10 protein-coding genes are annotated in these 14,843 nt (G+C 42.5%); 4 read left to right on the top strand and 6 right to left on the bottom strand.

What is annotated here, in order from left to right; all coding sequences use genetic code 11:
• Positions 1–55 precede the first annotated feature (55 nt).
• Entirely contained in the window at positions 56–1,399 is a 1,344-nt protein-coding gene (locus AB5443_RS20725; protein ID WP_277131699.1) for a DUF2851 family protein, read from the bottom strand.
• Positions 1,400–1,482: 83 nt separating this feature from the next.
• Between AB5443_RS20725 and dapB the strand changes: the two genes are divergently transcribed.
• The 4 genes from dapB (at position 1,483) to AB5443_RS20745 (ending at position 5,449) form a co-directional block, all read left to right on the top strand.
• Positions 1,483–2,247 (top strand): 4-hydroxy-tetrahydrodipicolinate reductase, encoded by a 765-nt coding sequence (gene dapB, locus AB5443_RS20730; RefSeq protein ID WP_277131701.1) that lies wholly within the window; start codon positions 1,483–1,485, stop codon positions 2,245–2,247.
• Positions 2,248–2,281: 34 nt separating this feature from the next.
• Positions 2,282–3,766, top strand: a complete 1,485-nt coding sequence (lepB, locus tag AB5443_RS20735) for a signal peptidase I (RefSeq protein ID WP_022137060.1) — start codon at positions 2,282–2,284, stop codon at positions 3,764–3,766.
• A gap of 91 nt (positions 3,767–3,857) precedes the next feature.
• Positions 3,858–4,796, top strand: coding sequence for a signal peptidase I (gene lepB, locus AB5443_RS20740; protein WP_277131891.1), 939 nt, complete (start codon positions 3,858–3,860; stop codon positions 4,794–4,796).
• Positions 4,797–4,816: 20 nt separating this feature from the next.
• Positions 4,817–5,449 (top strand): WbqC family protein, encoded by a 633-nt coding sequence (locus AB5443_RS20745; RefSeq protein WP_368114237.1) that lies wholly within the window; start codon positions 4,817–4,819, stop codon positions 5,447–5,449.
• 117 nt (positions 5,450–5,566) lie between these two features.
• Here the strand turns inward: AB5443_RS20745 and AB5443_RS20750 are convergent, their stop codons facing one another.
• From AB5443_RS20750 to AB5443_RS20770, 5 genes are all read right to left on the bottom strand, one after another.
• A complete protein-coding gene (locus tag AB5443_RS20750; protein WP_368114236.1) occupies positions 5,567–7,732 on the bottom strand; it encodes a redoxin domain-containing protein in 2,166 nt (721 codons plus the stop codon).
• On the bottom strand, positions 7,729–9,099 hold the full coding sequence (locus AB5443_RS20755; RefSeq protein ID WP_368114235.1) for a RagB/SusD family nutrient uptake outer membrane protein: 1,371 nt from the start codon (positions 9,097–9,099) through the stop codon (positions 7,729–7,731). Before AB5443_RS20755 ends, AB5443_RS20750 begins: the two co-directional genes overlap by 4 nt.
• Positions 9,100–9,119: 20 nt before the next feature.
• Positions 9,120–12,449: a SusC/RagA family TonB-linked outer membrane protein gene (locus AB5443_RS20760; protein WP_368119636.1), complete on the bottom strand. Its 3,330-nt coding sequence runs from the start codon at positions 12,447–12,449 to the stop codon at positions 9,120–9,122.
• Positions 12,450–12,781: 332 nt separating this feature from the next.
• Positions 12,782–13,864, bottom strand: a complete 1,083-nt coding sequence (locus tag AB5443_RS20765; RefSeq protein ID WP_333697097.1) for a FecR domain-containing protein — start codon at positions 13,862–13,864, stop codon at positions 12,782–12,784.
• A gap of 72 nt (positions 13,865–13,936) precedes the next feature.
• Positions 13,937–14,512, bottom strand: a complete 576-nt coding sequence (locus AB5443_RS20770) for an RNA polymerase sigma-70 factor (protein ID WP_097677804.1) — start codon at positions 14,510–14,512, stop codon at positions 13,937–13,939.
• Positions 14,513–14,843 lie beyond the last annotated feature (331 nt).

A 14,843-nucleotide genomic window follows, 5' to 3' on the forward strand; every position in this document is an offset into this window, starting at 1 on the left:
TAGTTTGATATGTTAGTTAATTCAAGAGCTAAATATTCACTCACTCCGATGCGGATTATTTGTACCGCAGATACTCATATCCGAAACGGCAAAAGAGACATTTTCGTTTACCGCAATACTCTTTCTGTAACTGTATCAGCGCCTGGCTATCCGCAGCAGAAGCTACCGGTAGCCCGGCGTTGCTCCATGAACGAATAATGTGGTTATCCTCTGCCTTCAACTCTTCCAGGAAACGGCCGGCACGTTCACACATCCGCTCGTCCGCTTTATGCAAACCGTAAGTGTATAAAAAAGGAATCACCGTATTTATGATAATCAGGTTTTTCGACCTCTCTCCCAATGGTTTCTCCTTCTGTGGGGAAGTACGCCCGAATATAAAATGACTTTCCCAATAAACGGAAGTACGGGTAGTCAGCAACTCCCTGACTTCCGGCAATGTCTCCGCTTCCAGCAATCGTGAGAACAGCTTATCCCCTTTCTGATAAAGATAAGCCAACTGTGCCAGGCGAATATGAGGAAAGTTTTCCGGGCGAAGGCGGAGAAAGCGCCATAATGTAGCGTCCATCACTCGGGTAATTTCAAACTTTCGCTGCAAATAACGGAACTCTTTGCAAAGGCGAACACTGTATTCGTCTTCCTGTTCTTTTTCCTGCTCTTTATTCTGCACTTTTTCCTGTCCCTTATTCTTTCCCTGACTCCTTTCCTTTTTCAGAAATGTATCTTCAAGCAATCCTGCCAAACCGTAGAAAAAGGCTTCTATCTGAAACAAATCGTTGCGGTGCTTATCCATGGCACGAAACGGAAGCAAGCCCGCCCACGTTTCAAAAGCATCCCCATTCAGTCCGAAACCGAAATTGCGGGCGATGGTGATGAAGAAAGCATCCTCCCAGTTGTTGTTACAATGTTGAAGACGTTGTGATATTAGTTGAGCCTTTTGTTCCAATCGCTCTGTCTGCAAGGCTGTCAGCCAGGAATGGATGGTGAGTTTGGGCAGGGAAGCAAGGACAGGGTGGCAGGCGGGATACTGGTCGGCAGTGCAGAGCTCGTGATAATGGGCTTTCACCGTTTCGGGACAAGTCAATAGGAGTTGTGGAATCTGTTCGCCGTTAGTGCGGGTTATTTCTTCATCCGCCTCTCCCACTACATGGAGAATCACCGAGTCGTAAGCCTTGTCGCAATGATGTCCGTGGCGAAGCCAGTCCGAAGCATGGGCATGTATTTCTATGTTTCCCACCCACAGGGTGCCGTTTATTTTTAGTTTTGCATTGAAAAAGTCGGGGCCGGCGTTCGGGTTTTGAAGACCGGAATCAATAACTTCTACCGGTAAGCCTTTCGTGGTTTGCAGTACTTTCAGAGGAAATAATTTGTGTTTCCACACGTAGTGGAGAAGGTGTTCCATGTTAACAAGACGTTAATGTGCGCTGCAAATGTAATAAAAATCTTATCTTTGCGACTATTATTTTGAATATAAGTCAGAAAACAATGAAAATAGCACTAATCGGTTACGGAAAAATGGGCAAGGAAATAGAAAAGGTTGCCCGTAGTCGCGGACATGAAATCGTCTGCATCATTGATGTCAATAATCAGGATGACTTCGAGTCGGAAGCGTTCAAATCTGCCGATGTAGCCATAGAATTTACCAATCCGATGGTAGCTTACAGTAATTATATAAAGGCTTTCAAAGCCGGAGTGAAACTGGTATCAGGCAGCACCGGATGGATGGAAGAGCATGGTGAGGAAATCAAGAAACTTTGTACAGAAGGCGGAAAGACACTTTTCTGGTCGTCTAATTTCAGCCTGGGAGTTACCATTTTCTCTGCACTGAACAAGTATCTGGCAAAAATAATGAACCAGTTCCCCGGTTATGACGTCACGATGAGTGAAACACATCATATCCACAAACTGGATGCCCCTAGCGGGACAGCTATCACACTGGCTGAAGGTATCTTGCAGAATCTTAACCGTAAGGACAAATGGGTGAAAGGAACATTCGCAGCACCGGACGGCACCGTCAGCGGAACCAACGATTGCGCAGCCGACGAACTTCCTATTGCCTCTATCCGTGAAGGAGAAGTTTTTGGTCTTCATTCCGTTCGCTATGAGTCTGATGTAGACAGCATAACTATCACGCATGATGCCAAGAGCCGTGGCGGATTTGTATTGGGAGCCGTATTGGCTGCCGAATATACAGCCCAACACGAAGGCTACCTGGGTATGAGTGATTTATTCCCGTTCCTGAACGACTAAATTTAAGAACCTAGTTCTAAATAAATATATCATTATGAGACAAGCCACACGCGCACAATGGATTAAATGCGCCATTGCTATCCTACTTTATCTCGTTTTCCTGCTTTGGGTACGAAGCTGGTGGGGATTGATTGTTGTTCCTTTTATTTTCGATATTTATATTACCAAGAAAATACCCTGGTCTTTTTGGAAGAAATCGAAGAATACGACCGTCCGCAGCGTTATGAGCTGGGTAGATGCCATCGTCTTTGCGTTGGTCGCCGTTTACTTCGTCAATATCTATATCTTCCAGAATTATCAGATTCCTTCTTCTTCTTTGGAAAAGTCATTGCTGGTAGGCGACTTCCTGTATGTGAGCAAGATGAGTTACGGGCCACGTGTACCGAACACTCCGCTTTCCATGCCACTGGCACAACATACACTGCCGCTCGTCAATACCAAATCATATATTGAATGGCCGCAATGGAAATACAAACGGGTTCCGGGATTCGGCAAGGTGAAGCTGAATGACATTGTCGTATTCAACTTCCCGGCAGGCGATACGGTAGCTGTCAATTATCAGCAGACTACGGACTTCTATACACTGGCTTACGGCGAAGGACAACGTATCTACCCCAAACAGATTGAAATGGACAGCCTGACCCGCGCGCAGCAACGTGCCATTTATGATTTGTACTATGCTGCCGGACGGAAGCAGATTATGAGTAATCCACGCAGCTATGGAGAAGTTTTATGGCGTCCGGTAGACCGCCGCGAGAATTACGTAAAACGTTGTGTAGGTCTGCCCGGTGACACGCTTCAGATTGTAGAGGGTCAGGTGATGATTGACGGCAAAGCCATCGAGAATCCCGAAAACCTGCAATTCAACTATTTCGTACAGACTACCGGCCCGTACATTCCGGAAGATATGCTCCGCGAACTGGGCATCAGCAAGGACGACACCATGCTGATTGAAGATTCGGGTTGGGAAAACGGATTGCTTGAAATGGGACTGGATAGCCGGAACGCACAAGGCAGACTAAACCCCGTATATCATCTCCCTCTGACCAAGAAGATGTATGAAACCCTGACAGGCAATAAGAAACTTATCAGCAAAATCGTAATGGAACCGGAAGATTATGCAGGACAAATGTATCCGCTGAATCTTTATACCAAGTGGAACCGCAACAACTACGGCCCTATCTGGATTCCTGCCAAGGGAGCCACCATTACGCTTACAGAAGACAACCTTCCTATCTACGAACGTTGTATCGTAGCTTACGAAGGCAACAAACTGGAAATCAAGCCTGACGGCATCTACATCAACGGCGAAAAGACCGACCAATACACCTTTAAGATGGATTATTACTGGATGATGGGTGACAACCGTCACAACTCTGCCGACTCCCGTTACTGGGGCTTCGTTCCCGAAGACCACGTAGTAGGTAAACCTATTGTTGTATGGCTATCACTTGACAAAGACCGCGGATGGTTTGACGGCAAGATTCGTTGGAACCGCCTGTTCAAGTGGGTAGACTAAGCAGATTCCAGGTTTTAGACGCGTCTGAAATCCCCGATAAAGAGTCCGGCTTTCCCGTGGATAAACGTATATACGAGATTAGAGTAATATGATAAACTTTCGTAAATACAAATGGATACTAGCATTTGCCGGAGCAGTAGTCGTCGTGCTTCTGCTCCGTGGATTTGCTTTTACGTCCTGCCTTATCCCTTCCACCGGCATGGAGAACTCCATTTTCCAGGGCGAGCGTATCTTAGTCAATAAATGGAGCTACGGACTGCGTGTTCCTTTTATGACACTTTTTTCTTATCATCGCTGGGGTGAACGTCCCGTGCAACAGCAAGACATCGTTGTATTCAATAACCCTGCCGGTATCCGCCAACCGGTCATCGACCGCCGTGAAGTTTATATCAGCCGTTGTATCGGCGTTCCGGGTGACACCTTACTGGTAGATTCCCTTTTCTCCGCCACTTCTCCCGAATCGAAACTCAACCCCGACAAGAAAAGGCTCTATGCCTACCCTGTCGCCAAAGAAAACTTGATTACCTCGCTCATGCACACACTGTCCATCACCGACGACGGACTGATGGGAAGCAATGACAGCACTCATGTACGCAGTTTCAGCCGATATGAATATTACCTGTTGGAACAGGCGATGAACGGGCAAAACTGGATACAACCCTTATCCCGGAAAAAAGACACTGAGCTGAAACCGCTGATTATCCCCGGCAAAGGGAAATATATCCGGGTATATCCCTGGAATATCACCTTACTGCGGAATACGCTCGTAATGCATGAGGGCAAACAGGCGGAAATAAAGAACGATACGCTATACGTAGACGGAAAGCCTTCACAACATTGTTATTTCACTAAAGATTACTATTGGATGGGGTCAAACAATACCATCAACTTATCCGATTCGCGCCTGTTCGGATTCGTCCCGCAAGACCATATCATCGGGAAAGCCTCTGTCATCTGGTTTTCCAAGGAAAAAGGAACAGGCTTGTTTGACGGATACCGATGGAACCGCTTCTTCAGAGCGGTAAAATAAAAGATGCCCGAACGCATAAAATGAAAGAAATGAAAACAGCTTATTTATCTTCAGCTTATCTCGCTCCTGTTGAGTATTATACCAAATTATTAGCTTACGACAAGGTATTCGTAGAGCAGCACGACCACTATATCAAGCAGACCTACCGCAACCGTTGCACGATTGCCGGCCCTGGTGGAGAGTTAGCCCTTTCCATCCCGACAGTAAAGCCTGATACACTGAAATGCCCGATGAAAGATATTCGCATCTCCGACCATGGAAACTGGAGACACTTGCATTGGAACGCGATTGAATCCGCTTACAACAGCACTCCTTTCTTTGAATACTACAAAGATGATTTCCGCCCTTTCTACGAAAAGAAATATGAGTTTTTAGTCGATTTCAACGAGGAGCTTTGCCGATTGGTCTGCGAGCTGATAGATATTCATCCCGATATGGAACGTACTTCCGAATATAAAATGGAGTTCACTGCCGAAGAAACCGATTTCCGGGAGATTATCCATCCTAAGAAAGATTTCCGGACAGCGGACACTGAGTTTGTTCCACAGCCTTATTATCAAGTATTCGAGTCCAAACTGGGCTTTCTTCCCAATCTGAGTATTATAGACTTGTTGTTTAATATGGGGCCGGAAAGCGTTCTGACGTTAAAATAAGAGAAGAACATTATCTATTATAACGATATTCGCTGTATGGTACTGTAATGCAACAATTACAAAAACAGTACCATACAGCGAATTATCATTTAATAAAACTCAAAAGTATGAAGTGTCCTATTTGAGTTCCAACTGCAATATTTCTTCCAAGCTTGGATTTTGGCTAATAATAACCCCTTGCGGATCAATAACGAATAAAGTTGGCACACTCGTAACCTTATAAGCGGCAGCAATCTCATTGGTGCGGAACGGCTTCAGGTCACAGGTATTTGCCCAAACAATCCCGTCCTCACGAGTAGCCTTTTCCCATTGCTCCCGCTTCTCGTCCAGGCTAATACTACATACGATAATCCCTTTCTTTTGTAGTTTAGGATATACTTCTTTCAACTCCTTCATCTTCGCACGGCAAGGACGACACCAGGAAGCCCAGAAATCAAGCAATAGATATTTTCCTTTAAAATCACTAAGCTTCACCGTGTTACCAGCCATATCCTTCGTGACAAAATCGGGAGCTTTCTTATTTTGAATCCACTTATCCGCCGCTTCCTGATATTTCCTCTTAAAAGATCGCCAAGGATATGAATAAGCATATCTGACCGTATCCACCAATTCGTAGACTTCTTTTAAAGTTGTATAATCATTTGTCAACAGTTCGCCTGCCATAAGCATTGCCACAAAACTCTTCGGGTATTTTTTTATAAATGAAAGTTTTGCTTCCTGGCTCTTTCCCCAATGAATGCTCATTTGTTTTTGCAGTTGTTCCGCCTCTGCATCCTTTTTTTGTTCTTTCAGTTTAGTATAGCAGTTTGCAAGAGCTTCCGTCTGTTTCTCTATCGGATTTGTCACGGCTAGAAGCTCATTCATCAACAACTGTTCCTTACCGTCTGGTGTCGTAACAACAAAATTACGGCCTTCATTAATATCCACCAGATAATGACCACCAGGTTCTACACAGACATAAGCATCAAAACCAAACGGGCGCGCCATCAACCGATATTGGTCTGCATGAGAAATGTTCCCCTTGAAAGAAAACGAAGTTCCGTCCACTTGCAAAGAATCCAATTTGGTAAATCGGTCTTTCACACAGGTAAGAAAAACTTTGCCTTTATACGGCTTAGAAAGCCTCACTGAGATTTCGAATGGCTTGCTATCCATATATTCACTTACTTTCCGACGCAATTCTTCACCACGTAATTGTCTCGCAAGAATTTTCCCGTCAGGTCCGATCAGAATAATAAAAGGAATTCCATTATAATTATAAAGTTTGCCTGTCGTCATAGACGGGTCCCACAACTGCAAATATTCCAGTTGCTCTTCCTCGATAGCTTTCCGCCATTTGCTCTCATCCTTGTCGATAGACACACCCAGCACCTGCAACCCCTTATCTTTATACTCAGAACAGATCTTCTTCACATTCGGAATCTCCTTCCGGCAAGGTCCGCACCAGGATGCCCAGAAATCAATCAGCACATATCGACCTCTCAATGAAGACAGTTTCACAAGATTCCCCTGAGCGTCTTTCAGTTCAAAATCCGGTGCGACAGAGCCGACTTCACTTCCTTTCATCAAACGCAATCTTTCCTGCAGCTCCTTTGCATAATAATTGCGTTGTATAAAATCCACATCAAATTTCTGCAACACATTCTCAATGGCAGCCTCCGTCTCCATCGGAACAGAAGAATACACTATCAAAAACAGCGCATCGCTCTTTTTATTGGACGGTATCATATCCAGGAACGACTGAGACAGCTTTCCATACAACATCTGCAAAGAATCTGAAAGGTTTCTCAATTTAGCCAGATTCTCTTCGGTTTTCGATACCGTATTATATGTATTGAAAGCTTCATTGTAAAGTGCGCCGACCTCCGATACCTTATTTTGATAAGGATTACTCCGGTACAAAGCATCATATTCATCCATAGCCGCCGAATTCTTCACCGAAACTCTCTTCAGGTTCTTATCTTTAATCTCCGCTTTTACTTCCAAAGCATCATTATCGATGAAGAAATAAAAATAGGGTATATTCATGGCAGGTCCCAGTTTCCCCAGCGAAGGAACATAGAGATAATACACACGCCCGTCCCCCTTCACGACATCTGCCCGCATGGAGAACTTATTGCCTTTTCCCTTTACACGCACTACCTCGTTCCTGTCAGCATTCAACAGAGCTACTTCCGCTCCGTTCAAACCTTCAATCTCTCCGGAGAGCTTCACCGGAGACGTCTGGGCATACAAAGCCCAGACAAATAAATACATAAATGCAATAACTATGGATCTTTTCATTGTTTACGGTCATTAGGAATAATATTCGGATTTAATGAGAGTACCTGCGGCGGGATAGGAAATACATAAAGCTTTGAATCAGGCTCCAATTTATAATCCACTTCATTGAGTGTACGAACCAAAGTTTTAGTATAACGTCCTTCTTTAGCCAAACGCTTCATATCCAACCAGCGCAAACCGCTCAAAGCCAGTTCCCGACGGCGTTCGGCCAAAACGATAGAAAGCAAGTCCGGTCCGTCAGCTTTTGTAAGCGGTGTATAGTCCTCTGTCTTGAAACGCATGACACGCAGATTATTTAAAATATCCAATGCTTTCGCATCATTCTTACGGGCTAACGCTTCCGCTTCAATCAACATCATCTCAGGAACAGTAAAACTATAATCCAAATCTTGAAGAAAACGGTAACGTCCGTCTTCCCAGACATTCCCCCTACGGTCACGGTTCGTAAACCAGAACTTAAAACGTAAATCCGCCGCTCCATACATGGCCTGCAGATCATCGCTTATACAATAACTGGTAAGCATACTATTGAAGCCAGTTTCCTGAAACCATATTTTTTCCGGTGATTCGCGATAATTAAGAGGTTTATTGATTATTCCGACAAAAGGCATCTCTTCACTCATGAAGCTCCAGGTACGCATATCGTTCAATGCACTGTTTTTGCCCAAAGCAAGTTTCGCTTGTTCTGCGGCCTTATCATACTCACACATATAAAAGTAAATACGAGCTTTCAACGCATACACCGCCGCTTTATTCGGACGGTATCCGTTAGCAGCATCTTCGGGCAGTAATGTTTCGGCATTTTTCAGGTCATCCCATATCGCATTTGTTACCTGTTCAACCGTAGCTCGACTATATTTTGCCTCCAAATCCGGAACCTGGGCTAAAGGTACACTCAAATCCGTTGATGCAGTACCAGCCTGATATGCAGGAGCATACAAACTCTGTAAATACCAATTATAATAAGCACGCCAGCATTTCGCCTCTGCCAATATAGCCGCCTTTTCCTCCGGCGTTCCTTCCGTGGAGTCCATCACATATTGAACGACCACGTTCATCTTATACATCTGCTCATAAGGTGTATTCCATGACGGATCCTTTTCATTTTCCTTATAGAAATCTTCCATCCAGTAATAAGCTTTTCCGGCAGACGAATTCCCATTCAAGTTTGAGTTGAAAACATCATCCGAACAGACATTTGCCATTGGATAGGCAATACTGGAAGCTGTCACGTCAATAATCATGCTTTTAAAATCATCCATTGTCGTAGGAATTACCTTACCTTTAGGAACAGTATCGATAAAATCATCACATGCAGCCAATAATACCATAGCCACAACAACTATCATCAATTCTATTTTCTTCATATTTCTATTGATATATTTTGTTAGAAATCAACTTTAATACCTGCCGTAAACGAGAATGGTTGACTGAACGACATCGCTCCTGTCTTGGGATTTACCGCTTCCGGATCATACCCTTCCTTATTCTTGGTCCACAACCAGATATTATTAAATTGTGCCGTCAATGATAAACGGCGAAGCGGCGTACGTTTCAGCCAATTCTGCGGAACTTCGTAATTCAACAATATCTCACGCAAACGAATCATGTTTCCATTACGAATACTATTGGAAGAATACATCACTGCATAAGAACGATATTGTGTATTTGCCCAATTAGCTTCCATGGTTGGAAGGCAAGCTATGTCAGTCTTGTTCTCATCTCCCGGTTCTCTCCAGCGCTCTGCAATTTTATCGGTAAGAGAAGGAGAAGTAGCATAAGCATCCATACTCGGATATTCGGCACGGAAAACATGACCGAAATTATAGGTAAACAAGAAGCTGGCCTGCAGGCTCTTGTACTGGAATGAAGTAGAGAAACTTCCGTTATATTTAGGTTGATAAGTACCACTGTATTCCAGGTCATCCGCATCTAATGTAGCAATATCATATGTCTTATTTCCATCTTTGCCATACACCATCGGTTCTCCGTTACTATCCAGCCCGGCCCAGCGATAACTCCAAAGAGCTTCACGCGCGTATCCCTCTACAAATTCCGTCAAACCGGTGACACGATTCAGGTGAGGACTGCTTTCATTAATGTTATTATTGGTAATCTTGTTGGAGTTATGAGCAAAAATCCAGTTGACATTCCAATTGAAATTACGCAGTTTGAGAACATCAACTCCCAACTGAAGTTCAAATCCTTTGTTTGTCATATCAGCAGCATTAATTCTTGCGCTGGCATAACCCGTGGTCGGGTCAAGCAATGTACTTCCTAACAAATCATAACAAGAATTATTATAGTAAGTAAATGTTGCATTGATCCGGTCGAACAAGCCCAAATCCAACGATACATTTGTAGAACGATTTCGCTCCCAACGAAGCTTGGGATTGGGTGGTGTGCTCAAACGTACTACATAATCTCCGACAGCCGGAATGTACGTTCTTCTACCTACCATCACCGGAGTTGTACCACCTGAACGGTCAAAATTACCGGTCAACCCCCAAGAAGCACGCAACATCAAAGCAGAAATAAAATCGACATCAAAGAACTTCTCATTTTTCACATTCCAGTTGGCTCCCAATGCCCATATAGGGTTACGGCGATATTTATCACTCACACCAAACAAATTCGACTTATCAATACGCATACTGCCACTCAACGTATAGCGGTTATCATATGTATATACTGCGGACAGGAAGTAGGAGATTTCTTTATTCAGCACATCACTGAAGCCATCGTAACTGGTAGAGTAATATCTATTTTTATCCCCGTTCCACCATGTCACGCCATCCTGCAATGAAACAGCGTCAATAGGCTGCCATGACAGAATCTGGTCATCATATCCAAGTTTACGGTATTTCTCCATATAATAATGCCTGCTACGCATTTCAAAACCTGCAACAGCATTTACATAGTGCTGTTTATCCGCTCCGAAACTACGGTTCAAAGTTGCTCCGAATTTCAGGATCCAAGCATCTGTCGTTGCTTGCTGGTGATCAAGTATATCACTGTTAGGAATGTTGTAAGTCAGTGTGTTTGTACTATTCGGAACTGCCATCGAGTTAATCAATGTACGGCCATCATAACTTTTCTTTGAGATAATATTCTTGTGCGTACTCAACGATTTCTCATATTGATAATCGGCTGAAACGCTTAATCCGCTAATGATCTTGAAATCAGCTCCGACACGTACTTTATAATTCACGCCGTTTGTCTTGTCATTCGCCATATCAACCTCATCCAACAAATTCTTTCCCTGATCGTAATAACCATACTGGGAAACCATCGTTTTAGAATATTCGTGGTTAAAGCTACTGTAATCAGCAATACGGTTATTATTTTCATCCAGCAACATCTGGAAAGGATACAAATTATAAATATCACTTGACAAAGAAGAATACCCGTTATCATTCTTCACAAAATTAGCGATTATATCCGAGCGCAGAGTCAGAAAAGGCAATATCTTATAAGATGTCCTTGAGTTGATATTAATAGACTGATTACTATCACCGATATAAGATGAATGCCCACCAATAAAGCTACCGGACAGGAAATAATTAACCTTATCAGTACCACCGGAGATAGAAAGCATATGATGATGTTGCAAAGCACTACGCAAGAGATTATCTTCAATCTGTTTACGATTATAATTGGTTGCCAATTTGCCCAGACGGCTGTCCATCGCAGCCAGTTGTGCCTCTGTCAGCATACTCATATCATCCAACGTATAGTCGTTAATGATCTCCTGAGATAAAGAATATCCATTTGTATTATAACCAAAATAACCGGGAAAATAATAACCACCTAAAAATGCAGCCCGGTCATAATCTATCAATTGTTCGGAGTTTACCCGATGCAAATCATCAAAATCAGGTTGTGCGCTTACCTTTACATTGCCCGAATATGAAATGCGGAAATCATTAGCTTTCCCCTTTTTAGTTGTAATCACCACTACTCCGTTGGCTGCACGAGACCCCCAAATGGCTGCTGCCGCCGCATCTTTCAGTACTGTGATACTTTCTACCATATCCATATTTTCGGGAAGCTCTTCCACTTCAAAATCATCTACGATAAAAAGCGGTTTATTGCCCGAATTAAGAGATGCACCGCCACGTATCCGATACTCATTATTATATACTGTCAAGCCCGGAACAGCACCTTCCAATATTCCCTGCAAAGAATTACTACTTCGTAACTCGATATCCTTACTATTGATAGTGTTTACAGCTCCTGTCACATTATATTTTTTCATCACCTGATAGCCTGTCACCACCACATCATCCAACGAAATGCTGTTATTGGAAAGACTGATGTTCATTTTTGAACTGGAACCGGGCATCTTCTGTTTTGTCCCATATCCGATATATGAGAAAATAAGTACATCATTCTCTCCAATCTTTATCGAATAGTTTCCATCAATATCCGTAATAGTAGCAATGTTCTTGTCTTTCACGCGTACATTACATCCTATTAAAGGTTGTCCGTCATTCGCATCCGTCACCTTACCCGTGACCAGATGATATTTGTCATCTTTTTGAGCTCCGGTAGCCTGACGGCGAATCTGTATCATCTTACCGTTAATTTCATACGTCAGCGGTTGCCCTTTCAATATCACATTCAAAAGTTCGGTAACCGTCCGGTTCTGAAACTTGACAACGACTCTTTTGGTCAAGTCCACATCCTGCACATTGAACCAGATTGAATATCCCATACGAACTTTGACCTGTTCCAAGGCTTCTTTGACACTCAAAGTTTGCGTTTCAGCAGTCCCAGAGTTTGATTGTGCAGAAACAGTAGTTACTTCCGCCGGAAAAAGCATGAAAAACAATAGCAGTAACCCATAAATATATCTACACGGGAAATAAATGTTATTTAGACAAAAATAGCTGTTTCTTAATACGTTATTTACTTTATATTCCATATTTTTGTAGTCTTCTTAATGTATTAATATCCGTTTTACATTCTGAATCCGAACCGGCAGTGTTGGCGCATTGCCGGTTCATCCGTTTTATTATTACTTCTTTCTTATTTATCCATAGGCAGTCATTTATTCTTGTTGATGATTATTTTATTGTCTCTTACTTCGTAATAAATTTCTCCCGAAGATGTTATCACATCCAGAATCTCGTACAGATTTTCCTCATTACGAAAATCTCCGTAATAAATGCCTGTCGCAATTTCCTTGCAACCCAACTGGATAGTTACATTATACGCCCTGCTCAAATCTTTCACAATCTGAGACAGCGGCTCTTCATCAAAAAACAGCGTATTTCGGAAAGTCTGGTTAGGAGTATGCATCTGAGGCAGCAGTTTATCCACTTTGGGCTCGATAATTGTCAATGTTTCCTTTTGCTGTTCTGTCCACGAGACATAATTTTCAGCCTCCACCTGGCGAACCTGAATATCAGGACTTCCTTTCATGATAACAGCTTGCTCATTAGGTACGAGAATCGTTTCTTTGCTGTGTGTATTATTAGTTATAACACTTAAGCTACCGTTCAATAAAGTGACCCGCTTTCTCTCATCAGCAGAATAAGCTTTCATATTAAACTGTGTACCCAACACTCGTATGCGAGTCTCTCCTGCATATACTTCAAAGGCTATCTTCTTATTCTTGGTTACATCAAAAAAGCCTTCTCCGTCGAGATAAACTGTACGGTTGTTTTTTCCAAAATCTTCGGTATAACTCAATTTAGAACCAGAGTTCAACCATACGGCCGTCCCGTCGGGCAACACGATTTGAGATTTAGAACCTGCCGGCACTGTGACCTGCATACCGCCACCTGTGACGGTATCCGCAGTATAAAAAAACATATGGAGTCCTACCCCAATCAACAGAGCAACAACAGCCACCGAAGCATATCTCAGGACAGGCAGCCAAAAGCCGCTTATCTTTCTCTGTTGTATCCGCCTTTTCAGGCGCTTCCAGGAGCGCATATTATCTTTCTCAAACAATCGTCTGTCCGACGCAACCGACTGTGCCTTAAGTAATACGCAATAATCGCGGTATAACTTCCTGTTATCTTCAGAAGTATTATACCAGTTTAGGAGTTCTTTCGCTTCCTGTTCTGTCAGATTGTTACTTAATTGACGAACAATCATTTCTTCAAGATTATCAATAGGCATAAATAGTATCTTTTTATCTAATGACGATAAAAGACTCATTACGGGGTAGTCAAAAAAGGAACTTTTTTTAATTTATTTTGAGAAAAGTGAAAAATAGACGCTTAGAATAAGCAGAAGATAAGGTCCCAACTCTTTACGAAGAGTTGATAAAGCGTTCTTTATGTGATACTTAACCGTATTTATAGATATATTCAGTTCTTCAGCTATTTCAGCATAACTTTTGTTCTCATAACGGCTGAGATAAAATACTTTCTGGCATTCTTCAGGAAGCAAGGCAATCTTTTCACTTATCATCGCCTCTAGTTCCTCCATAACATATCGTTCGAAAATATCTTCCTCACGCACAAAACAACGGGAAGTGACTGATTCCAGATCCAGGAATTGCTCATTTTTTTGAGTACGAAGATAATCTATACTATGATTCCGGACAGCCTTCAACAGATAAGCCTTCAGTGAAGACACAGGCAAAGCTTCATGACGCTTTTCCCATAGTGTAAAGAATACATCCTCCGCTACTGCTTCACTAATCTGTACATCTTGCACATATTGATAAGAAACAGCACACAAAAGGCTATAATATTCATTAAAAATGATACTAAAAGCTTTTTCGTTTCCCTTTTTCAGTTCTTCCTGCCATTTTTGCATCATAGTGCAAAGAAAGTGATTTTTTTCATTTGCTGTGACATCAAATACAAAAAATCACTTTATCTTTTTACAAAGAGGTAAAAAGCTGCACTATTAGGTGGAAAGCCGCGTGGTACTTCCTTGCTTCTGTAAAGAGAGAAGATGCTTTACTTTCCGTTACATTCGGCTTTTATCATAATATCATTCTCCCTTTTATCATCTTTTTCTTCACTAGTTTCTGCATCCAATCGGCTCAACAGGTATAATACATTCTCAAGATGTATTTATAACCATAGAACAACCAAAACTAATCAGAAATATCCGAGTGTAAATCTTTAATTACCAGCATATTCTA

Source organism: Bacteroides sp. RTP21281st1_H5_RTP21281_210402 (genome assembly GCF_040918965.1).
Classification (GTDB): Bacteria; Bacteroidota; Bacteroidia; order Bacteroidales; family Bacteroidaceae; genus Bacteroides; species Bacteroides congonensis.